Source organism: Clostridium sp. (genome assembly GCF_036646415.1).
Taxonomy (GTDB): domain Bacteria; phylum Bacillota; class Clostridia; order Clostridiales; family Clostridiaceae; genus Clostridium_J.
In genome coordinates this window covers 20,693-44,830 of sequence record NZ_JAVXMF010000013.1, presented here as the reverse complement: position 1 = coordinate 44,830, position 24,138 = coordinate 20,693, and the positions used below count along the sequence as shown (strand labels likewise).

The following is a 24,138-nucleotide window of genomic DNA, read 5'->3' as shown; positions in this document are numbered from 1 at the left end:
ATTACGTTATTTACACCTATTTTTATTTAACTATTTCATAGGGCCAAGAAGAAATTCCACCTAAATTATATACATTTGTATATCCTAATTTAGCTAAGATTTTGCAACCTTGAGAGCTTCTGGAACCACTTTGACAATAAACATATATTGTAGCATTTTTATTTTTTAGTACATTAGTAATTGATTGGTTTATAGCTCTTAAAGATATATTCTTAGAATTTTTTATATGCCCAGCTGCATATTCATAACTTTCTCTTACATCTAAAATAATTATATTTTTATCTTTATTTAAATTTTCTTTTGCTTCTTTAGGATTTATTTTATTAATGGGTGAACCACCATTTGACCCAAGTAATTTTTCTAAAAAATTCATAACAATCTCTCCTTATTTATAAATACTATTTAAAATAAATAATCATTTATTCATTAAATAATTAACAAAATTTCTTTATCACTGATGAATATAGGTTTATTGTATCGGATACTTTAATTATTATATGTGATAAAGTCACTAAATATAAGTATATTTTTATTAATAAGATTTAAGAATTATCTTTCATTAGAGTTTAATATAAGGTGTGATCTATTGATAGATATTATTAGAAAAATTTAGGTAGCCAATTAACAAAAAAACAGATATTAACATAATATAGAATATAGCTAAAATTTATAGGAGGAAGTTCATGAAGAGAAAAACTTTAAAGCTAATAGTAACTTTAGTTTCTGTATTTATGATTGTAGGTTTATTTGCAGGATGTGGAAAGAAAGAATCTGTAGATAAAGAGGGAAAGCCTGGAGAAGAAGTTAAAACTGAAACAACATTAACAACTATAAAACTTAATGAAGTAACAAGATCAATATTCTATGCACCAATGTATGCAGCTATTAATGAAGGCTTCTTTGAAGAACAAGGAATTGAAATCGAGTTAACTACAGGTCAGGGTGCAGATAAAACTATGCAACAACTTATTAGTGGTAGTGTAGATATTGGTTTTTCAGGACCAGAGCAAGTAATGTATATTTATAATCAACAAAGAGACGATTACCCAGTAGTATTTGCTCAATTAACTCAAACGGATGGATCATTCTTAGTGTCAAGAGAAAAACATAGTGATTTTTCATGGCAAGATGTTAAAGGTAAAACAGTTATAGGTGGAAGACCTGGTGGAGTACCTGAAATGGCACTTGAATATGTGCTAAAAAGTCAAAATATAGACAAGAATAAGGATTTAGATTTAGTTACTAATATAGCTTTTGATGCAGTACCTGGAGCTTTTAAGGGTGGTACAGGGGATTACGCAGCTATATTCGAACCAACTGCTAGTGTAATTGCTGGAGAAATAGAGGGTTCTGTTGTAGCTTCAATTGGAGAAAGTGTAGGAAATCTTCCTTATACATGCTTCTATTCAACTCAATCATATATAAAAGGAAATGAAGACTTATTAGTAAAATTTGTAACAGCTATACAGAAGGGACAAGAGTGGGTAATGGCTAATGATAATGATACAGTGGCTAAGTCTATAAAAACATTCTTTCCAGCAACAGATGAAGCATTAATAGCAACAGTTGTAGAAAACTATAAAGAAATAGAAGCTTATGCAAAAACACCAGTAGTAAATGAAGAAGATATGAATAGATTGATGGATATTATAGAGTCCTATGATTCAGAGTTATTAACATCAAGACCGCCATTTAAAGATATAGTTAATAATTCAATTAGCGAGAAGGTTGTGGGAAAATAAAAAAACTCATTGGACAATTACAATTTATTATTTCATACTAGGTAAAGTGTAACCGTTATTAAGAGTTCTCATCTATTATTAGATGAGAGCTCTTTTAGATAAAACTAAATAAATTTTATTATCAACATGGAAGGTTAATTCATATATTAGTATATGACCTAGAACAAATTTAGAGTTAGAATTATCTACGAATAAGAAAAAACAAATAAAAACAATATGGAGAGGTCGATATGAATAGAGTAGAGGTTAAAGATATTTATATGAATTATCATACACTAACTGCAGAAACCGTTGCATTAAAAGATATAAACTTTTCAGTGGAAGGTGGAGAATTTGTCAGCATAGTTGGACCTTCAGGATGTGGTAAGTCTACACTTTTAAATATAATAGCTGGAATTGTAAAAGCTTCATCGGGAGAAATATTGATTGATGGACAGGTTCAAAATGGATATTCAAATAAGTTAGGATATATGTTTCAAAAGGACCAACTTTTTGAATGGTTAACAGTGTTTGAAAATGTAAGCATAGGACTTAAAATTAAGAAAGCAATGAATGAAGAATCAAAAGTTAAGTTAGAAAAATTACTAAAGAATTATAACTTATGGGAGTTTAAAGATCATTATCCAAGGCAACTATCAGGGGGAATGAGGCAACGTGTATCATTAATTAGAACTTTAGCCCTTGACCCAGAGGTGTTACTTCTTGATGAACCTTTTTCAGCACTTGATTATCAAACTAGACTTAATGTAAGTGATGAGATATATGAAATAATAAAAAGAGAAGGGAAAACTGCAATAATGGTGACTCATGATATATCTGAGGCAGTATCAATGTCATCAAAGATAGTAGTTCTATCTAAAAGACCAGCAGTAATAAAGAAGATAGTTAATATAGAGTTTGATGGAGAGGATTTAACTCCTTTAAAATGTCGTGAGCACAGTAAATTTAGAGTATATTTTAATGACATATGGAAGGAGATGGATTACAATGATGATGGAAAGTAATGAACATCAAAAATATTTAAAACAGGTTAAAAAGCATAGAAGAAATATAATTATAACTAGAATACTTATATTAGTATCATTCTTTATTTTATGGGAAGTACTAGGAAACCTTAAAGTCATTGACCCATTTTTAACTAGCACACCATCACGTATGATAAAAAGTTTTGTAAAACTTTTTAATGAGGGCTCATTAATTAGTCACATAAGTATAACTTGTTATGAAACTATAATAGGATTTACTTTAGGAACTTTACTTGGAACGTTAATTGCTATAATGCTTTGGTGGTCAGATTTCTTATGCAAGGTTCTAGATCCATACATTGTAGTATTAAATGCACTTCCAAAGGTAGCTTTAGGTCCTATGATAATATTTTGGGCAGGAAATGGAATGAAGGCTATAATTATTATGGCATTACTGATTTCGGTAATATCCACAGTGATAAGTGTACTTTCGGGTTTTAGAGAAGTTGAGGAAGATAAGATAAAATTATTAAAAACCTTTGGAGCTTCAAAGGTTAAGATTTTAATTCACCTAATTATTCCTGCTACAAAACCAACTTTTATATCAGCACTTAAAATAAGTGTTGGACTTTCTTGGGTTGGTGTCATAATGGGAGAATTCCTAGTGGCAAAAGAGGGGCTTGGATTCTTAATAGTATATGGAGGACAAGTGGCTCAGTTAGATATGGTAATGATGAGTGTTGTTATTCTTGCTGTAATTGCATATATAATGTATGAATTAGTTCATTATTTTGAAAAAAAATATTGCGTTTAGACGTAAATTAGTAATATCCCTAAGAAATTTTTATCTTAGGGATATTTGATTTATTAGGAGTTTTATGTAATAATTTGAATATGTATGAGATGTATTAGAAGATTTACTTTAATTATATAAAATAAATTTATTAGAGTAGATAAACACTAGATAAAAATATGAAAATATGGGGGATAAAATATGAATAAAGTAAAGGCACTAGCCTATGTGGTTTTAATAGGTGTAGTTGTATCATGGGGAATATCTTTTGTCAGCATTAAAGTTGTATTAGAAGCTTTTTCGCCTGTGTCTATGGCATTTGTAAGATTTTTGATTGCTACTACAGCATTGATTATTGCTAAACAATTCACTACTAAAGAAAAGGTTAGGAAAGAGGATTATCCTAGGTTAGCTATAAGTGGGATTTTTGCTATTACACTATACTTTTTTTGTGAGAATAACGGAATACTTAGAGTATCATCAAATACAGCGTCTATAATAGTTGCTTCAATACCTATTGCTGCTCTTATATCAGATAAAATTTTTTATAAGACAAAAATTTCAAAAATAAATATTATTAGTATAGCAGTATCTATATTTGGGATTTACTTGGTTATAGGAAAGGACGTAATAGAAGGTTCCGTAGTTGGGTACTTATTTATGCTTTCAAGTATTATTGCTTGGTGTGGATATTTAATTGTTACAAAACCATTATTTAAAAAGTATTCAAATCTAACGATTACAACATATCAGTCTATATTTGGAACATTAGCGTTTATACCACTTTTACCTTTTGAAACTATTAATTACAGTATGATCAATAGTAACATAATTTTTAATATGTTATTTTTAGCATTAATATGCTCTGCATTTGGAAATTTTGGATATACTTTTGCGTATAAGGAACTAGGGGTTGGTATATCAACGTTATTTCTAAATTTAAGTCCAGTAGTAACTTTTATATTTAGTTTTTTAATTCTTGGAGAAACATTAAGCTTTATGCAAGTAGTTGGATCTATAATTATTATTGGGGCTGTATATATTGCAACTAAACCTCCTAAAGGACAGAAGGAAGTTGACGATAATATAAAAAAGGCTGATAAAAATAGTGAAATAGAGAGTCAACAAGTTAGTGAACTTTAGAATTGTATAAATAGTGGAGGATTATTAAAGTCTAAGCAAAATGTAACAGTATTTCTAAAGTGGCTATAACATCATATAATAGAATAATGTTAAGGAGAAGTACTATGAAGAAGTTTATTAAATTACTTGTAATAGCACTTTCTTTAAGTGTAGTAATAGTATCACTTAAGATATACACAAATGAGAGTGAAAAGATTAATGCTCTTCAGGATCATATGAGCTTTTTAGCCAGCAAGGGAGATGTTAGCTATATAAGCGCTACAGAAGAAGCTAGACTAAAAAAAGAAGAGAAAAAGAGATTAGAAGAAGAAGAGAAGGCTGCAAAACAGGAAGCTAAAATAAAAGCTAGAGAAGAAGCGGTAGCAAAAAAGGCTGAGGAGAAAAGATTAAAAGAAGAGGAAATTCAAAAATTAAAAGAAAAATTGGAGAAAGAAAAAAATCCTCCTAAGAGTTTAATTCTTGATGTACCAATAATTAATCAATTACCGGAATATAAAAATGGATGTGAAGCTACATCTTTGACTATGATGTTAAATTATGCAGGAATAAAAGTGGATAAGCATTCTGTTATTAAGGAAATAAAAATTGATCCCACACCTATTAAGTACAATTCTAGTGGGAAGATAGTTCAGTGGGGAAATCCTAAGTTAGGTTTTGTAGGGGACATTACAGGAAATAAGGCGGGATACTCTATAGATCCAGTTGCCTTAGAACCAGTAATAAATCAGTATTTACCAGGGAAGGCTTTAGATTTAACAGGATGTGATTATAGTAAGTTAGAGAGTACATTGTTAAGTGGAAGACCTATAATAGTTTGGATAACTTCAAACTTTAAAGATCCAAATATATCTCAAACTTGGACAAGTGGAACAGAAACAATTAATTCCTATTATTCACAGCATGCGGTACTTATTACAGGAATAGATGAGAAAAATATACACTATAATGATCCGTTAACAGGTATTAAGGATGCCATTATTGATAAGGTAACCTTTGAGTCAGTATGGACTAAGATGGGGAAAAAGGCACTATCTTATTATAAATAAAATAATTTTAAAATAAATAAAAATGGTTTTGCTTTAACATTGTTTAAAGCAGAGCCATTTTTTTATTAGAAAATTTGTGGAAATACATGATATATTTAAATGAATGAATTAATGTATGAAGGGCAAAATATTAGTAGGACAAAATCTTTTAAAAAATACAAATGTATATCTTAAGGAAGTTATTATAAAATAATATATTAAAAATTATATTTAATATAAGAATGTATAAGGAGGAAGCACTATGAAAAAGCTTTTTAAGTTACTTATATTAATGATTTCCTTTGTTACATTGGTATTTGCCATGAATATATGTATTTATAGGGGCAAATTAGCTAGTGCACTTAGTATATCAAAGAGTGTACTTCTAGATATTGCAGTGGTTAAGCAGTTGCCAGAATATCACAATGGCTGTGAAGCTACATCATTAACTATGATGTTAAATCATGCAGGTGTAAAGGTGGAAAAAGCTACGGTAGTTTCAATGGTGAAAATGGATGTTACTCCAATAAAATATGATTCAACAGGGAAAATAATAGAATGGGGAAATCCACAGATTGGTTTTGTAGGAGATATTACAGGAAAAAGTCCTGGATATTCTATTGATCCAGTTGCACTAGCTCCAGTAATTAATCATTACTTACCAGAGAAGGCTTTAGATTTAACTGGATGTGACTATAATGTTTTAGAAAGTACAATATTAAGTGGAAGACCTGTGGTGGTTTGGATAACTGTATATTTTAAAAATCCAACTTTCTCTAAAAATTGGACGAGCAATGGAAAAAGTGTAAAAGCTGATTTTTCACAACATGCCGTGTTGCTTACAGGTGTAGATGAAGAAGCATTATATTATAATGATCCATTGATAGGTGTAAAAAATGCAAAGGTTAATAAAGATACTTTTAAGTTAGTGTGGACTAAGATGGGTAAGAAGGCATTGTCATATTATAAGTAGGAAAAAAGAAGAAAGGGTTGAGATGATATTCTCGACCCTTTCTGTGGTTTATTTTTCTTTAGTTTCGATTTCTTTTAAAATTCTTTCAATAAAGCTATCTAAAGCTATTGAGCCTTCATCACCATTTTTACGGCTTCTTACAGCTACTTCTTTATTTTCAGCTTCTTTTTCTCCTACAACTATGATGTAAGGAGATCTTTCATTACGAGCTTCTCTGATTTTATAACCAATTTTCTCCGCTCTGTAGTCAACCTCAACTCTGATGTTGTTTTCTTTAAGTTTTGCATAAACTTCATCAGCATAGTCGTGATATTTTTCAGAGATTGGAAGAAGTTTAACTTGAACTGGTGCAAGCCATACTGGGAATGCTCCAGCATATTTTTCAATAAGAAGAGCGAGAGTTCTTTCATAGCATCCTATAGAAGTTCTATGGATAACATATGGATGCTTTTCTTGTCCGTCCTTATCAACATAAGTCATTCCAAATCTTTCAGCAAGAGAGAAATCTATTTGAGCAGTTATAATAGTATCCTCTTTACCGTGAACATTTTTGATTTGAAGATCGAGCTTAGGACCATAGAAAGCAGCTTCTCCAGCAGCTTCAGTATAGTTAATGCCAAGATGATTTAGAATTTCTCTCATTTTATTTTGAGTGTCATTCCAAGCTTCAGGTTCTCCAATGTATTTTTCTTTATTATTTTCATCCCATAGAGATAATCTATAGCTGATATCCTCTTTAAGACCAAGTGTTTCAAGCATGTAGTTAATCAAATCTACTACACCTTTAAATTCAGCTTCAAGTTGGTCTGGTCTGCAAGCCAGGTGACCTTCGGAAATTGTAAACTGTCTTACACGGATTAATCCATGCATTTCTCCAGAAGATTCATTTCTAAATAGAGTAGAAGTTTCACCATATCTAAGTGGTAAATCTCTGTAACTCTTTGACTCAGCTTTATAAACCATGAATTGGAATGGACAAGTCATTGGTCTTAGAGCGAATACTTCATTATCCTTTTCTTCATCACCAAGTACAAACATGCCATCCTTATAGTGATCCCAGTGTCCAGATATTTTATATAAATCACTCTTAGCCATTAAAGGAGTTTTAGTTAATAAATAACCTCTTTTTTGTTCTTCATCTTCAACCCATCTTTGAAGAATCTGAACTACTCTAGCACCCTTAGGCATTAGAAGTGGAAGTCCTTGACCTATTGCCTCAGCAGTAGTGAATAACTTAAGCTCTCTTCCGAGTTTGTTGTGGTCACGCTTCATAGCTTCTTCTACAGCTTCTAGATATTCATCCATTTCAGCTTTTTTAGTGAAAGCAGTTCCATAGATACGAGCAAGCATTTTATTTTTTTCGCTTCCCCTCCAGTAAGCACCTGCAAGCTTAGTTAATTTGAAAGCTTTTACTGGCTTTGTAGACATAAGGTGAGGTCCCGCACAAAGGTCAGTGAATTCTCCTTGTTTGTAGAAAGTTATTATTTCACCTTCTGGTAGGTCTTCTATAAGTTCTACCTTATAAGGCTCATCTTTCTCTTTCATAAATGCTATAGCTTCTTCTCTTGGAAGTTGGAAGCATTCTATTGCAAGATCTTCCTTAACTATTTTTTTCATTTCAGCTTCGATTTTTGCTAAATCATCGTTAGTAAAGCCACCCTCGTGGTCAAAGTCATAATAGAAACCATTAGAAATTGATGGCCCTATAGCAAGCTTTGCATCAGGGAATAATCTGCTAACCGCTTGAGATAGAATGTGAGCAGCTGTATGTCTGAAGGCTTTTTTACCCTCGTCATCACTAAATGTTAATATACTTAGTTCACAATCCTCTTTAACAATATAACGTAGGTCTACAGTTTTTCCATTGACAGTTCCAGCTGTAGCCATTCTTGCAAGCCCCTCAGAAATACTCTTTGCAATTTCAAGAATACTCATTTCATTTTCTAACTCTTTTATAGAGCCGTCTTTTAAAGTAATTTTAATCATTTGAAAATCTCCCTTCTATATTTAATATTGTAGCTAAATTGTAATTTGATTTTCTGTAGCTACTCCAAAAATTTGCGATTACTAGTTATCATTGAATGTAATTCATTGTAATAGTCAATTACACAGTAAAACTTATTTAAGATAATAAAAAACTCGCCCCTTTTCCTGAAGAAAAGGGACGAGTTGCAGTTATACACCCGTGGTTCCACCCAAATTGTCCTTAAGCTTATTAAAAATATCTACCTCGAAATAATAAGAATTTACAAAAGTAAACTTTTGAATAAAGTGATATAAGGACCACTTTAAAAACTATAACGTAGTTAACGGACTTTATTAGAGCCGCTCAGAGGTGGTCTTCAATATAATTTATTTAAAAGCAATTTCAGCTACTATGCTTTCTCTCTGTAAATAAGGGTACATATTTACTGTCCTCTTCATTGTGATTACTATATATAATATATTATTATATCACAAATTTCAACTTGTGACACAAAATTATTAATACTATTTTAACACATATAAGATGTATGTCAATATGTAAGTGTTATAAATAAAAATTTACAACCTTTGTATTTATGGAAATTATAATAAGTTTCTATAATAAATAGTATAATTATACTAGTAATATTTTGTGATTGTAGCGGGTTATTATGGGTAATAAATTTATTGAGAAATTTCATAATAGGAGGTATTAAATGAATAACAAAAACCTAAATGTTATAGATGAAATGTATTATGGTGATCTATGGATTAAGCTATATAAAAATAGTAGACGAGAGATTTTGACTAAAGATGAAATAGAAAAGTACAATGAAGAGAGTATAAAAAGATATTATATTAATGATATTTTTAGCGAAAAGAATAAAATTGGAAAAGATGCAATTGTTGATATGATAAATGAAATTAGTAAGGTTCCAAAAGTTGATAGATATAAAAATGGAAATAAGGTTAAAAAAGAGTATTATGATAGATTAATTGATAATTTAAACTTAGAAGGCTTAAGGGATGAGGTTCAGATATCTTATGGGATTTTAATTAAAAGAGCGAAGGTGAAAACTTTTCCAACTAGTGATAAAGTATTCAAAAACCAAAATGATTATGAATTAGACAGATTTATGGAAACCGCAGTTTATCCAACGGAGCCTTGCATTGTTTATGCAAGGAGCAAGGATGGTAAATGGTATTTTTGCAAAACTTATAATTATAGTGGATGGGTAAAAAGTGAAAATGTTGCAATTGGGGATAAAAAAGAAATTGAGGGTTATTGCAGTTGTGAAGATTTTATTGTGGTTACAGGAAAAAAGATACATCTTGGATATAATCCATTCATGGAAGCATTGAGGGGTCTTGATATTGATATGGGAGTTAGGCTACCTATAGAGAAGAATTGGAATAGAAAAGATTTAGTTTGTGATATGTATTGTGAAGGAAACTATATAGTAAAATATCCACTAAGAGATTGTGATGGTAAATTGAAGTTTACCCATGTGTTAATACCATATAATGAAGATGTTCATGAAGGATATTTAAAGTGTAGTAGGGGAAATATTCTAAAGCAGATTTTTAAATTTCAAGGAGAACGCTATGGGTGGGGTGGAGAGTTTGACGGAAGAGATTGCTCATCTCTTATATTAGATGTCTTTAGATGTTTTGGAATAAGGCTTCCAAGAAATAGCGGAGATCAGCTTAAGAATTCAGTAGGTGAGGCTATTATTATTGGTAAAGAAATAAGTTACCATGAAAGAATAAAGATTTTAGAGAGTTTGAAGCCTGGTGCATTAATATTTTTAGATGGTCATGTAGGTATGTTTATAGGACAATATAAAAATGATATATTTATAATTCATGATACAATAGGAGTATATGTTAATAAAGGTAAGGAGAAAAAAGGTAATAAAGAGAATAATAATGATGAAGATCACAATATTGAAAAAGTATATCTTACCATAAAAGGGGTAACTGTATGTAATCTTAAAGAAATTTATACTTCTAGTGGGAATTCATATATTGATTCTATTGTTGGAGTGAAGGATATTTTAGGTTAATAATATATAACCTTAGATATAAATTAAGATAATATAATAAAAGTGGTATTAAAATTTAAGCTTTTATTAAAGAAGGAGGAACAAATGAGTCAGTGGTTATATGGTATAGACAAGGGAATAACTGATTTTATACATTATGGACTTCAAAATGATTTTTTTGATGCCATAATGCCATTTATAACAAGATTAGGAGATATAGGTTTTGTGTGGATAGCAATAAGTGTTGTACTAATGTGTATAAAAAAATATAGAAGGGTAGGACTTGCCTGTCTTTTATCCTTGATAATATGTACTGTTTTAACAGAGGGAATAATAAAGCATATATTTGACCGAATTAGACCTATAATTGCGTATCCAATAGATAATCCATTAATTAATCTACCTATAAGCTCCTCATTTCCATCCGGACATACAGGATCTTCAGTAGCTGTTACCTATGTGCTTTGCACCTATATTAAAAAGTCTAAACCATATTTTATTAGTTTAGCTGCTTTAATAGGATTTTCTAGAATATATTTATATGTACATTATTTTTCTGATGTATTAGGTGGAGTTTTAGTTGGTATTATAAGCGGGATATTAGTAGTATATATTATGAAAAAAATATATAAAAACCATAGTGATATTATAACTATAGATGCATAAAAATGTATATAATTAAATATTTAAAAGGGGTAGTTGTAGTAGGAACTTTATCTATGATTCTAGGTATATGTATGGCATATATAACTGCAAATAAGATGGATAATAGACTAAATTCTATAAAGCAAATAGTTGTAGATTTAGCTTCTAGAGACTTTTCCAAGGCGGAACTTAAGTTTTTAAAGAAGGATGAGATAGCAGATATATATGAATCAGTAGAGCAAACTAAAATTGAAGTAGCTGTGTTAAGAAGGAATCAAAAACCTTTTTAGAACAGCTACTAATTTATTCAACAAATCTAATATCAGCAGAATCATGATTTAATGGTTTAAATATATAGCCTTGAGATTTTAAACCTTTAAGTATTTCAGGCATAGCTTCAATAGTTGTATATTTAAGATTTGTGTCATGCATTAATATATTTGCAGTATTCATAGGAATACTTCCGTTAAGGACACTGTCAATAATAACATTTTTATCTTGAGTCATTTTACAAGCATCTCGTGAATCAACATTCCAATCAAAATAGGTGTATCCACGGTCTGTAACACTTTTTATTATTTCAGTCATAATATTTTTATCGCTGCGAATATGTTCTGTATTAGATCCGCCTGGGAAACGCAGAATTTTAGATGGAACTTGTCCTGTAATTTCTTCTAATTTTTTATCCAGTAATTCTATATCATTTATAAAAGATGTAGCATCAGAATAAATATTTTTATAGTTATGGCTAGCTGTATGATTTGCAAGCACATGTCCACGGTTAACGATTTCCCTATAAACATCATCGTAGCCTTCTTTATAATTTACGAAGAAGGTTGCTTTTGCTTGATATTCATCTAGAATATCAAGTAGTTTTATAGTGTTATTTGATGGTCCATCATCAAAGGTAAGATGAGCAATTCTCATATTAGCAATAGCTTTATCATAAGTTTCTTGATCAGTTTTTATCCCTTGTTCAAGCTCAATGTTTTTTGAAGCTAGCAAATTGTTAGAAGATTTTAAGTTTTCAACAGTTTTCAGTAAATCCTTTTGTTTGCTATGTGCAGATATCATTTTAAAAGTTGAAAAAAATGATAAACCTAAACAGAGGATAATAATAATAACAAGGGAAAGCGTGTTTATGTTTAAAATATTGTGGGTTATTTTATGTTTTTTTCTAGTGGATTCTATATTAAAATTATAATTCATATATTATTATCTCCTTTTATTAGTTTTGATTTCACTCTAAATCTTTAAGTAATTTTTCAATGGCAGTTTTTGATTCTACTAAGGAATTATTTATAGATTTTAACTCTGATTCTTCAGTTCTAAGAGTTTCTATTTCGTTGTTAATAGTATTGTTTTCAAGTGTATATTCTTTTTCTTTATTGTTAGCGAAAATAGCAATACCGATTAGGAATATAAATATAATTGGTGCAATTATGCAAAAACTTGGAATTTTAAATTTTGATTTGTTTTGTATTAGTGAAAAAATTGACATTTTTAACCTCCTTATGTAGAAAAACTTCTTATATAATTATTATATGCTAAAATAAGTTAACAATTATTACGAAAAAGTAACAATTAAAGATTTTTTTAGCAAATTTTCAGTAAATTAACCTATAATATAATTAAAAGGTAACTAAGTATGATTTAAATATATATGAGAAGAGAATATTTTTATTTTCAATGTAAATATAATATAGGTATTAAGAACAATTGAAATGCTAGAAGTGAAAGAAGGATAATTATGTATATAAAAATTCCTAGTAACATAGAAAAATGTATTAGTATGTTAGTAAGTAATGGATATAAAGGATATGTGGTTGGTGGCTGTGTTAGAGATTGTATTTTAGGGAGAAAACCTAACGATTGGGATGTGTGTACTTCGGCTAATCCAAAGGAGATTAAATATGTGTTTAAGGATTATAAAACTATAGATACAGGAATAAAGCATGGAACAATAACAGTGATTATAAATAAAGAGTTTATTGAAATAACAACATTTAGAATTGATGGGGAGTATAGTGATAATAGAAGACCAGATAAAGTAACATTTACTAATGATATACGTAATGATCTATCAAGAAGAGATTTTACTATTAATGCTATGGCATATAATTATAAAGACGGTATAATTGATTATTTTAATGGTAAAGAAGACATAAACAGAAAAATTATAAGATGCGTAGGAAATCCAGAGAAAAGATTTCAAGAAGATGCATTAAGAATAATGAGAGCTTTAAGGTTTATGGCTCAGCTTAATTATAGTTTAGATAAAGAAACACTAAAAGCTATAGAAATTACAAAAGATTTAATAAGTAATGTTTCTGTTGAAAGAATATCTGTGGAGTTTAATAAATTAATTTTATCAGATGTTCCAGACCATGGTATTAGGATGATTTTAGATCTTAATATATTTTCTTTAATTTTACCAGAGTTTAAAAGTTATATTTCAAATAAAAATATGAGTGAAGGATTTATTGACATCTACATTCAAGTTATAAGACTATGTCCTAAGAATTTAGCGGTAAGGTTAACAGTGTTTTTACATTATTCCATTAATAATTATAAGTATTTACAAGACTCAAAACAAGATATAGACACTAAGAGCGGAGATAAGTACAAGAATGACATTGCTGAGAATATATTAAAAAACTTAAAATATGATAATAACACAATAAAGCATGTGAAAATATTAATGAAGCATTATAACGCTATTATTACTAATGAAAAAAAGAGTGTTAAAAAGCTTTTAAAGGTTATGGGAGAAGATTTATTTAGACAGTTACTTTCTATAAAGAATGCAGAACGTATGGTTTGTAATTCAAGTAAATCTAATGGAAATATTGAAACTAAAGATGATATTCAGTTGCTCTTAAATGAAATAGTAGATAAAAGAGAATGTTATAATAAAAAAGATTTAATGATAACTGGTAACGACTTAATAGTACTAGGAATTAAACAAGGAAAGGTAATTGGGGAAATATTAGATATGCTGGTAGATGAGGTTATTGAGAAACCTGAATTAAATAGTAAAAGGGAATTGGAAATTTATGCGAAAACATTCTATAATGAAATTAAAGCTAAATTGATATAACAAATTACCCCAGTATGTAAAATATTTATTACATACTGGGGTATATTTAATTTCAAAAGTTATTATTCATGCTGTGGATTTGCAGAAACTATTTCAACTGCTTTAATAACTTGGGCAGTAATAGTCACACCTTCTTGCTTATCAATTTCATTTAAAGCTGAGGTGTAAATCTTACCAGATTCACTAACCACATACTTGGGCTTAATAGAATTAAGCGCAAGAGCAGATATATCACTAATACACTTGTCACAAGTACAAATATTAGTATAATCCTTAAGAATACGCTTTAAAACATTTTCAACTTGAGTTTCAGCATAATTTTTGTAAGATGGCATAAAAAAGGTTCCTTTCTAAACTAATAGTTTATTAAAAGATCTTTATATACTTAAATACATTATAACCATGAAAGTAATCTTTTGGAATTATAGCTCCATAGTTTTTACATCAGATGGAATAATAAGTTTTGCTTTTGTTGCATTTTGTACATCTTCAATAGTAGACTCTGGTCCAAGTTCTCTAAGAACAAGTCCTTCAGGAGTAACTTCTAAAACTGCCATTTCAGTAATTATTAAGTTTACTTGGTGAGCAGCAGTTAAAGGAAGAGTACATTTTTCAAGTATTTTTGGATTTCCTTTAGCAGTATGCTCCATAGCTACGATAACCTTCTTAGCTCCAACTACTAAATCCATAGCTCCACCCATACCAGGAACTTTTTTACCTGGAATCATCCAGTTTGCAAGGTTACCCTCTGCATCAACTTCTAAAGCACCTAGAACTGTTGCGTCAACATGACCACCTCTTATAATAGAAAAAGACATAGATGAGTCAAAGAATGCAGCACCAGGAACTACAGTAACAAATTGTCCACCAGCGTTTACAAGGTCTTTTTGCTCTTCTCCAGCAACAGGAGCAGCGCCAATTCCTATAAATCCATTTTCAGATTGTAATGTAACATCCATACCTTCAGGTAGGTAGTTAGCAACTAAAGTTGGTAGCCCTATTCCAAGGTTAACAACATCTCCATCTTTGAATTCTTTTGCAACTCTTTTAGCAATGACTTCTCTTATCATGTTTTTATCCATGTTAGTTATCCCCCTTTACTATGTAGTCAACAAATATATATGGTGTCATAACGTCATTTGGATTTATGTCACCAGTTTTAACTATTTCTTCAGCTTCAACTATAACCATATCAGCAGCAGTAGCCATTAATGGGTTAAAGTTTCTAGTTGCTTGATTGTAATATACGTTTCCTTTTTCATCTACTTTTGAACCAAATATAAGAGCTACATCAGCTTTTAATGGTTTCTCAAGGATGTATTCTACACCATCAACAGTAATTACATCTTTTCCTTCTTGAACTATTGTTCCAAGACCAGTAGGAGTTAAGAATCCGCCAAGACCTGCACCACCGCATCTAACTCTTTCAGCAAGAGTTCCTTGAGGAGATAACTCTACGTCCATTTCTTTTTCGTTCATTTGACGTCCTGTTTCTGGATTTGTTCCAATATGAGACGCGATAGTTTTTTTAACTTGTTTATTAACTATTAATTTACCGATACCTCTATCTGGGAAACTTGTATCGTTTGCAATTATAGTTAAATCTTTAACGCCTTTTTTAACTAAAGCATCTATAATATTCTCAGGCGTACCTACAGCTAAAAATCCACCTATCATGATAGTCATTCCATCTTGAATTTTAGCTACAGCATCATCAATTGAAGTAATTTTATTCATATCTCGTACCCTCCATAAATTAAAAATTTTCCTATCTAAGTTTAACTCTATTTAAAAGATTTTGCAATGTATAAAGATTTATTATATCTTAAATCATGGATTTTACATACATTTAATTGTATTTTTGTATTTAAAAGCATTAAAATGGGTTTTATTGTTTTAAATAAATAAATTTATTGGATGGTTTTAATTGTAATTACTAGGGGAAAATAAAGAATATTATGTAAATTAAAAGGTGTTAAAGAAAAAGGAAAAAAGAATTAGGTAAGATATTTACTAAGGAAATATTAACTATAAACAAGTCCATGATATTAAAGGTAGCATTGCCTTATGTTATAATTAAAAAGGAAATTAATTCAATAATTTTAAATATGACTTTATGTTTAAATTTTAGTAAAGAAAAATAAATAGTTTTTAAATAGGATTAATACAATGTGTTATAAATTAGAAGTTAGGAAGTGATATTTATGGGTATTAGATTTATATATGGTAGAGCAGGTACAGGAAAGAGTTATACCTGTGTTGAAGAGATATATGAAAAGTCTTTAGATAATAAAAATCCCCTAATATTAATAGTTCCAGAGCAACTTTCCTTTAGAGCAGAGAAGTGGCTTATTGAGAAAATTGGAGCTACAGGGATAAACAATGTACATCTTTTAAGTTTTAAAAGACTTGCCTTTACTGTGTTTAATGAAGTTGGAGGAATAACTCATAAATATATGGATGATACTGGGAAAGCTATTGTTATTGGTAGAGCTATAGAGGAAGTTAAGGATGATTTAAGTATTTTCAAAAAAGCAACAAAGCAAAAGGGGTTTGTGGATAAAATTATAGGAGTTCTAACTGAATTTAAAAGGCACAATATTACTCCACAGGTGCTTAGGGATTTAAAAGCAAATGTGGATGAAAGTTCACTACTAGTGGATAAGTTAAGTGATGTTGAAAGTATTTATTCAAAGTTTCAAGAAAAGCTTAATGAGGGATACTTTGATTCAGAGGATAATTTAACTATTTTAAAGGGTAAAATTGATGAAAGTAGTTTTTTAAAAGGGGCAGAAGTGTGGATAGATGAGTTTAATGGATTTACCCCACAACAATACGATATTATAGGAGAACTTCTTAATTTATGTTCAAATGTAAATGTAACAATACCCTATAGCGGAGAAGAGGTTGGAGGAGTAGATGATGTTACAAATCCATTCTATCCAATTTACACTACGGAGGAAAAGTTAACAAAACTTGCTCAGGATTATGGGTATTATCCAAAGAAAAACCTTAACTTAACTATTCCTCATAGATTTAAGGATAGCCAAGAACTTAGATTTCTAGAAGAAAACTATTTTAATAATAGGGGTAAGTCTATTATTAAAAATACTCAAGATATTAAGTTGTTTAAGGCACAAAATCCTTATAGTGAGGTTGAGTTTGTAGCTAAGGAAATATTAGCTTTAGTTAGAGAAAATAAATTAAGATACAAAGATATTACTGTTATAAGTAGAGATTTAGAAAATTATAAGGATATAGTTAAGGTGATTTTTGAAGAATATGAAATACCTTTTTTTATAGATGATAAAGAAGATATCGGGTCAAACCCATTGGTGGTTTATATAACATCACTTCTAAATATATTTTCAAAGGGATTTAGAGATAATTCTATTGTGAATTATTTTAAAAGTGGATTTACTAATCTAGCTCCAGAAGAGGTAGATTTATTAGAGAACTATGTATTAGAGTATGGAATTAAAAGTAGGAAAAAATGGATTGATGAAGATAATGAATTTTGGAGGGAAACTCCAAGATATGAGGGAATAGTTGAGATTAAGGCGAAGGCAATAGAACCTTTGATAAATCTTGAAAAAGAAATAAAGGGTAAAAATACGGTTAAAGATATTTGCACAAGTATTTATAAATTCTTAGTAGATAATCAGATTTATGATCAGGTAAATGACTATGTAGAAAAATTTAAAGCTGAAGAGAAGCTGGTTTTAGCGGATGAATACGGAAACATTTGGAATATATTAATAGAACTTCTAGACCAGTTTGTAGAAGTATTAGGAGATGAAAAACTATCTGCTGAAGAGTTTAATAATCTTCTTACTATGGGAATATCTCATAATAAAATGGGACTTATCCCTCCATCTATGGATCAGGTGGTTGTAGGAAGTGCAGATAGAATAAAAGCCCAGGAAGTAAAGGTTGCAATTGTAGTTGGAGTAAATGATGGAGTGTTGCCAAGAACTAATGGAGATGAAGGATTATTTAATGACAATGATAGAATAACCTTTAAAAATAATGGTATTAGTGTTGCCAACAATAGCTTCGAGTTAGCTTTTGGGGAGCAATATCTAATTTATAATTTACTTAGTTTGCCAAGTAATCTTCTTTATATAACCTATCCAATTGCAGATTTAGAGGGTAAAACTAAGAGATATTCTATGGTTATTCCAAGATTAAAATCACTATTTAAGAATATAAGCGAGGAAACTGATATACTAAGTAACCTTGATAAAGGGGAAGCGGAGGACATAGTAGGTAAGATTCCAACCTTTAATAATATGATTGGAAAGCTTCATGATTATATTGAAAAAGATGAGATAAGCCCTCTTTGGAGAGAAATTTATAATTATTACTATGATAAACCTTGGTACAGAGAAAATATAAACAAGGTTATAAGCGGGTTCACTTATAAAAACCATGTAGAGGAAATCAGTAAAGATAAAATAAGAGAACTTTATGGAAAAGGTCTTAGTGTATCCAAAATAGAATCCTATGCAAATTGCTCATTTGGGTATTTTGTAAGATATGGACTAAGGGCTAAGGAAAGGAAGATATACACATTTGCACCACTAGACTTTGGAAATTTAATTCATGAAGGTCTTGAGAAATTTTCAAAGAAAGTTGAAAATGAAAATGGGAAATGGGGAGCTTTAGATAAGGATTTCTGTGAAAAAATACTTAATGAAGTAATGCAGGAAATGATAAATTCAGATGAACATATGATACTTAAAAGTTCTAAGAGATATGAGTATATATCTATAAGAGTAAGAAGAATTTTATATAGAATGATTCTAGTAATAAATGAACAAATGGAGAGGGGAGAGTTTAGCCCAATTGGATATGAACTTTCCTTTGGGTCAGATTCAGAAGATTATTATCCAGCAATTCCTATAACTTTATCAAGTGGAGAAGTAGTAAAACTTCAAGGTAAAATTGATAGAGTGGATAAAGCAACCATTGATGGAACTGATTATTATAGAGTTGTTGACTACAAAACAGGAAAGATAGATCTTGACATAAACGATGTTTACAATGGACTTAAGATTCAGCTACTTACTTATTTAGATGCAATTTTAACCTTAGAGGAGAGTAGAAGGTCAAAGGAGCCAGCGGCTAATATTTCTAATAGTAGAAATACAATGCCAGGAGCTATGGTATATCTATCTGTAGATGATCCAATTATGGATGGAAAGAAGCTTACCATAGATAACTTGAAGGAAGAGGTTTTAAAGGCTTTAAAGATGAAGGGAATCGTTATTAAGGATTTAAAGGTTGTAACGAAAATGGATAAAACCATAGAAGGCGGAGGAAACTCTTCTATTATTCCAGTATCCCTTAAAAAACCACCAAAGGGAAGTAATGAACCAGAGTTTTCTAAAGTTAATAATTCGGTAATTACATTAGGTGGATTTAATGTACTAAGAAATCATATGAAGGATAAGATTAGAGAAGTTTGTGAGAATATGTTAGATGGAATTATAGAAGTAACTCCATGTAAAAATGGAAAGAGTTTTTACTGTGAGTACTGTGATTTTTCTTCTATATGTCAATTTGATGAGAGTTTAGGAGTAAATAATTTTAAGGTTATGCCAAGAAAGAATAAGAAAGAATTGCTTATGGAACTAGAAGAAGAAGGAATGGGAGGAGAAAACTGTGGGGAGTAGTGTTAAATGGACTGAGGATCAACAAAAGGCTATAGATATTAGATATAAGAACATATTGGTATCTGCTGCTGCAGGATCAGGAAAAACAGCAGTACTAGTTGAGAGAATAATAAAGATTATAACTGATAGTGATAATCCTGTAAGTATTGATAAACTTCTCATTGTAACCTTTACCAATGCAGCAGCGGCAGAGATGAGGGAGCGTATAGGTGAAGCTATAAATAGAAGGATACAAGAGGAACCAAATAGTAGAAATCTACAAACTCAATTGATTCTACTTAATAAGGCTAGTATTTCTACACTACATTCCTTTTGTTTAAATCTCATAAAGAATAATTTTCATCAAATAGATATAGAGCCTAGCTTTAGAGTAGGGGATACAACAGAAATTAATCTTTTAAAAATGGAAGCATTAGAAGAGCTAATGGAAGAAAAGTATGTTGAAGGAAGAGCAGAGTTTATAGAGTTAGTGGAGAGTTACTGCGATAATAAAAGCGATAAAGCATTGGCAGAAATAGTTTTAAAGTTATATAACTTTTCTATGAGTATGCCAAGTCCGGAAGTTTGGCTAAGAGAAAAAGCAGATGTTTTTAATGTTGGAGAAGATTTTTCCTTTGATAAGTTGCCTTTTAAAGATCCATTATTAAGGGAACTGAGGGAAGAGATACTAATAGCATTAGAGATGAATAATCAAGGGTTAGATTTTATCTTAGAAAATGAAATTCTATCTAAATACACACCGACCTTTGAAAGTGATGGAGAAATATTAGAAAGAACATTAGAAATCATTGAAAATGGATTAAAGGATGGAAGAGAATATATTGATGGAATTTCTTTTGGAAGAATTCCAACCCTTACTAAGTTAAGTGAAGAAGAGAAGTTGATTCAAAAGGAAGCTAAGGATTTAAGAGATCAATGCAAGGAAATATATGTGTCAGTTAAAAGTAAAATCTTAAATGCTACCTCTGAAGCCACAATTAAAATAACTAAAGATTTATATCCATTAATGAGGGAACTATCAACCTTAGTTATTGAGTTTAAAGAAGCTTTTGATAAGAAAAAGAGAGAAAGAGGAATTATAGATTTTAATGACCAAGAGCACTTTGCCTTAGAAATTTTAAAAGATAAAGAAACTGGTGGTCCTTCAAATGTAGCCATAGAAATGAAAGAGAAATTTCAAGAAATTCTAGTAGATGAATATCAAGATTCTAACAATGTTCAAGAAGAAATAATAAATCTTATATGCAGAAAAGAAAAAGATAAAAGAAATGTATTTATGGTTGGAGATTTAAAACAAAGTATATATAGATTTAGAATGGCAAAGCCAGAGCTATTTAAAGAGAAGAAAGGAAGTTACACCAAGGATGGAGACGACTATAACGCACTGATAACTCTCCATAAAAACTTTAGAAGTAGAGAAGAAGTTATAAATGGTATTAACTACATTTTTAAAGCTGTAATGAGTGAGGATATAGGCGAACTTTCCTATGATGAAGGTGAAGAGTTAAAGGTTGGAGCTTCCTATAAAGAATTCAATGGAGAAGGAAATGTAGGCGGAGCTGTAGAGTTTAATTTAATAAATTTGGATGAAAATGAAGATGAGATTAGCAGCGAAGATGGCAGCAATGAATTAGTTTTAAAATCTAATGATGAGGATAGTGGTGAAGATAATGAGGACAGTGAAGAACAGCTAGAGAAGGAAGAATTAGATGCTATGCAGATAGAAGCTAGGTTTGTGGCAAAACGTATAAGAGAACTTATGGAAATTCAGGGTGAAAACTCATTAAAGGTATATGATAAGAACCTAGATGAATATAGAAGTGTTACTTATAAGGATATAATAATTCTTTTAAGATCTAGTAATAAGCTATCTCCAATTTTTATAGAAGAATTTAAAAGGGTTGGTATACCACTATTTTCTGAAGGTGGTGGTGGATATTTTGAGACTCTAGAGGTAAAAACTATTATAAGTACGTTAGAGATTATAGATAATCCTATTCAAGATATTCCTCTTATAGCAGTATTAAGATCACCAATTGGTGGATTCACTACTGAAGAGTTGGCAGATATCAGAATCTCAAACAAGAAATTAAGTTTTTATCACGCTATGTTAGAAATTTTAAATAGCCACAGTACTAAGGATGATATTTTAAATACAGAGGATAAAGAATGTATAAGTAGTGACGTTAGTGAAGAATGTAGTCATGAAAATACAAAAGATATAAGTGATAGTGATAGTAATCTTAAAATAAAGGTTAAAAACTTCTTAGATAAGATTAACAATTGGAGAATTGAAAGTAAATATACCCCAATAAATCAGCTAATATGGGAAATTATAACGGATACTGGATATTATGGCTATGTGGGAGCTTTACCTGGAGGAGAGCAAAGACAGGCTAACCTAAAGATATTATTTAAGAGAGCAAAAGACTTTGAGAAAACTAGCTATAGGGGACTATATAATTTTATAAACTTTATTAATAATATTAAAACCAGCAGTGAAGATATGGGAAGTGCAAAGATTATTGGAGAAAATGAAGATGTGGTAAGGATCATGAGTATCCATAAGAGTAAGGGCTTAGAATTTCCAGTGGTTTTCCTTTGTGGACTTGGTAAGCGGTTTAATGAAGGTGATTTAAAAGGAAAGATATTATTTCACCATGAGCTAGGATATGGTCCTACTTATATAGATTTGGACAACAGGGTTAGTTACAACACAACTCAAAGAGAATTCATAAGTAAAAAGATTCAAAGTGAAAATAAGTCAGAAGAAATGAGACTTCTTTATGTTGCACTTACAAGGTCAAAGGAAAAGTTAATACTTGTAGGAACCACTAAGGGTATAGAGAAAAAAATTGAGAAGTGGTCAGGAGCAAGTTTAGATGAGAATAAAGTCATAAAGTCTAGCTATGTAAAAAATCAAAAAACTTATTTGGATTGGATTGGAGCAGCTTTAATAAATCATAAACAGGTAGAACAATTAAGGCATTATAAAGATCAAATTGTAAAGGAAAACCTTATAGATGATAAAAGTGAATTTAAAGTGAAAATTTATCCTAGAGAAGATTTTGAGGAGATAGAAGATATAAATGCTGAGGAAACTCTGATTATAGAAAAGATGGAAGCTCTTTTATGCAGTGATGAAAATTCACTAGAAAATAAATATAAAAATCTAATAGAGGATAGACTTGATTTTAAATATGAATATGAAGAAGCTACAAAAATGCCAACGGTAATTACTGTTACAGAGATTAAGGAAGCACATCAAAATAAAAGTTTAATTAAAGAAAAATTAGAATTAGAATCAGATAGCACAGAGAAAATAATTGAATTAGCAGAGGGTCAAAGAAAATTTAAATCACTAGTGCAGACTCCATTATTTCTTCAAGAGAAAAAGGGTTTAACTCCATCAGAGGTTGGAACTGCCTACCATAATATTATGCAAAGGTTAAACCTAAGTGAGGATATTACTAAGGAAAATATAAGCTCCCAAATTGATAGTATGGTGAATAGTGAACTTATAACTTATGAAGCTGCAAAATCCGTTAAGGTGGATAAAATTCTTAAGTTCTTTGAAAGTAATATTGGAACTAAGGTTATAGAGGCATTTAGAAGAAGCACCTTAAAGAGAGAGTTACCTTTTAGAGTAGAGATTGATAGCTCGGTTATTTATCCTCATATTGATGGTAGCAAGTATAGTGAAGAAAAGATGCTACTTAGAGGCGTAATTGACTGTTACTTTGAAGATGGTGAGGAAGGTGTAATTTTAGACTATAAAACAGATTATGCTAAAGAAGGTAATATAGAAGAAATTAAAGAGAGATATAAGGTTCAACTAGATTACTACAGTAAGGCTGTGCAAGATGCTTTTAAGAAAACTAAAGTAAGAAAGCATTTATATTTGTTTTCACTAGATAGAGAAGTGGAGATAGAATAATAATTATTACCACAAATATAGAAATATTTGAAGTAATAATACTGGTTTGAAGGGATTTGTGGTTATGGATATTTTATAAGAAAAGGTATTTTATGCAATGTGTAGAATAAGTATTCTAATGAAAATA

Annotated in this window: 19 protein-coding genes and 1 other annotated feature; of the genes, 12 read left to right on the top strand and 7 right to left on the bottom strand. The window is 30.1% G+C overall.

The features are described from left to right. Positions 1-22: 22 nt before the first annotated feature. A complete protein-coding gene (locus RSD37_RS10205) occupies positions 23-373 on the bottom strand; it encodes a rhodanese-like domain-containing protein (RefSeq protein WP_346946631.1) in 351 nt (116 codons plus the stop codon). 310 nt (positions 374-683) lie between these two features. Here RSD37_RS10205 and RSD37_RS10200 point away from each other — a divergent pair, with 310 nt between their 5' ends. From RSD37_RS10200 to RSD37_RS10175, 6 genes are all read left to right on the top strand, one after another. Continuing rightward, a complete protein-coding gene (locus tag RSD37_RS10200) occupies positions 684-1,742 on the top strand; it encodes an ABC transporter substrate-binding protein (protein WP_346946630.1) in 1,059 nt (352 codons plus the stop codon). Between the two features lie 230 nt (positions 1,743-1,972). Next, the gene (locus tag RSD37_RS10195) at positions 1,973-2,746 is read left to right on the top strand and encodes an ABC transporter ATP-binding protein (protein ID WP_346946629.1); all 774 of its coding nucleotides are present in this window, start codon (positions 1,973-1,975) and stop codon (positions 2,744-2,746) included. Then, entirely contained in the window at positions 2,730-3,521 is a 792-nt protein-coding gene (locus RSD37_RS10190; protein ID WP_346946628.1) for an ABC transporter permease, read from the top strand. Before RSD37_RS10195 ends, RSD37_RS10190 begins: the two co-directional genes overlap by 17 nt. Positions 3,522-3,701: 180 nt before the next feature. Further along, positions 3,702-4,643, top strand: a complete 942-nt coding sequence (locus RSD37_RS10185) for a DMT family transporter (protein ID WP_346946627.1) — start codon at positions 3,702-3,704, stop codon at positions 4,641-4,643. A gap of 104 nt (positions 4,644-4,747) precedes the next feature. Continuing rightward, positions 4,748-5,689 (top strand): C39 family peptidase, encoded by a 942-nt coding sequence (locus RSD37_RS10180; protein ID WP_346946626.1) that lies wholly within the window; start codon positions 4,748-4,750, stop codon positions 5,687-5,689. A gap of 241 nt (positions 5,690-5,930) precedes the next feature. After that, on the top strand, positions 5,931-6,641 hold the full coding sequence (locus RSD37_RS10175) for a C39 family peptidase (protein WP_346946625.1): 711 nt from the start codon (positions 5,931-5,933) through the stop codon (positions 6,639-6,641). A gap of 48 nt (positions 6,642-6,689) precedes the next feature. On the opposite strand, the gene thrS is transcribed toward RSD37_RS10175, so the two are convergent. Beyond that, a complete protein-coding gene (gene thrS, locus RSD37_RS10170) occupies positions 6,690-8,627 on the bottom strand; it encodes a threonine--tRNA ligase (protein ID WP_346946624.1) in 1,938 nt (645 codons plus the stop codon). Positions 8,628-8,798: 171 nt separating this feature from the next. Continuing rightward, positions 8,799-9,074 (bottom strand) — a binding site (T-box leader). Between the two features lie 248 nt (positions 9,075-9,322). On the opposite strand from thrS, the gene RSD37_RS10165 reads away from it, so the two are divergent. The 3 genes from RSD37_RS10165 to RSD37_RS10155 all read left to right on the top strand — a co-directional run bounded on the left by RSD37_RS10165 (position 9,323) and on the right by RSD37_RS10155 (position 11,586). Beyond that, a complete protein-coding gene (locus RSD37_RS10165; protein ID WP_346946623.1) occupies positions 9,323-10,672 on the top strand; it encodes an SH3 domain-containing protein in 1,350 nt (449 codons plus the stop codon). An 84-nt stretch (positions 10,673-10,756) separates the two neighbouring features. Further along, complete coding sequence (locus RSD37_RS10160; RefSeq protein WP_346946622.1) at positions 10,757-11,317, top strand: phosphatase PAP2 family protein; 561 nt, start codon at positions 10,757-10,759, stop codon at positions 11,315-11,317. Positions 11,318-11,319: 2 nt separating this feature from the next. After that, positions 11,320-11,586 (top strand): hypothetical protein, encoded by a 267-nt coding sequence (locus RSD37_RS10155; RefSeq protein ID WP_346946621.1) that lies wholly within the window; start codon positions 11,320-11,322, stop codon positions 11,584-11,586. A gap of 13 nt (positions 11,587-11,599) precedes the next feature. On the opposite strand, the gene RSD37_RS10150 is transcribed toward RSD37_RS10155, so the two are convergent. Together RSD37_RS10150 and RSD37_RS10145 are read right to left on the bottom strand one after the other, a co-directional pair. Further along, positions 11,600-12,370, bottom strand: a complete 771-nt coding sequence (locus tag RSD37_RS10150) for a polysaccharide deacetylase family protein (RefSeq protein WP_346946620.1) — start codon at positions 12,368-12,370, stop codon at positions 11,600-11,602. Between the two features lie 166 nt (positions 12,371-12,536). Next, on the bottom strand, positions 12,537-12,797 hold the full coding sequence (locus RSD37_RS10145; protein ID WP_346946619.1) for a hypothetical protein: 261 nt from the start codon (positions 12,795-12,797) through the stop codon (positions 12,537-12,539). 249 nt (positions 12,798-13,046) lie between these two features. Between RSD37_RS10145 and RSD37_RS10140 the strand changes: the two genes are divergently transcribed. Beyond that, positions 13,047-14,396, top strand: a complete 1,350-nt coding sequence (locus tag RSD37_RS10140) for a CCA tRNA nucleotidyltransferase (RefSeq protein ID WP_346946618.1) — start codon at positions 13,047-13,049, stop codon at positions 14,394-14,396. A gap of 62 nt (positions 14,397-14,458) precedes the next feature. On the opposite strand, the gene RSD37_RS10135 is transcribed toward RSD37_RS10140, so the two are convergent. From RSD37_RS10135 to atoD, 3 genes are all read right to left on the bottom strand, one after another. Continuing rightward, on the bottom strand, positions 14,459-14,731 hold the full coding sequence (locus RSD37_RS10135) for a late competence development ComFB family protein (protein ID WP_346946617.1): 273 nt from the start codon (positions 14,729-14,731) through the stop codon (positions 14,459-14,461). 87 nt (positions 14,732-14,818) lie between these two features. Next, entirely contained in the window at positions 14,819-15,478 is a 660-nt protein-coding gene (locus tag RSD37_RS10130; protein ID WP_346946616.1) for a 3-oxoacid CoA-transferase subunit B, read from the bottom strand. Between the two features lies 1 nt (position 15,479). Then, positions 15,480-16,133 (bottom strand): acetate CoA-transferase subunit alpha, encoded by a 654-nt coding sequence (gene atoD / locus RSD37_RS10125; protein WP_346946615.1) that lies wholly within the window; start codon positions 16,131-16,133, stop codon positions 15,480-15,482. A gap of 467 nt (positions 16,134-16,600) precedes the next feature. On the opposite strand from atoD, the gene addB reads away from it, so the two are divergent. Beyond that, positions 16,601-20,074 (top strand): helicase-exonuclease AddAB subunit AddB, encoded by a 3,474-nt coding sequence (addB, locus tag RSD37_RS10120; protein WP_346946614.1) that lies wholly within the window; start codon positions 16,601-16,603, stop codon positions 20,072-20,074. Next, entirely contained in the window at positions 20,064-24,011 is a 3,948-nt protein-coding gene (addA, locus tag RSD37_RS10115) for a helicase-exonuclease AddAB subunit AddA (RefSeq protein ID WP_346946613.1), read from the top strand. Before addB ends, addA begins: the two co-directional genes overlap by 11 nt. Positions 24,012-24,138: the final 127 nt, after the last annotated feature.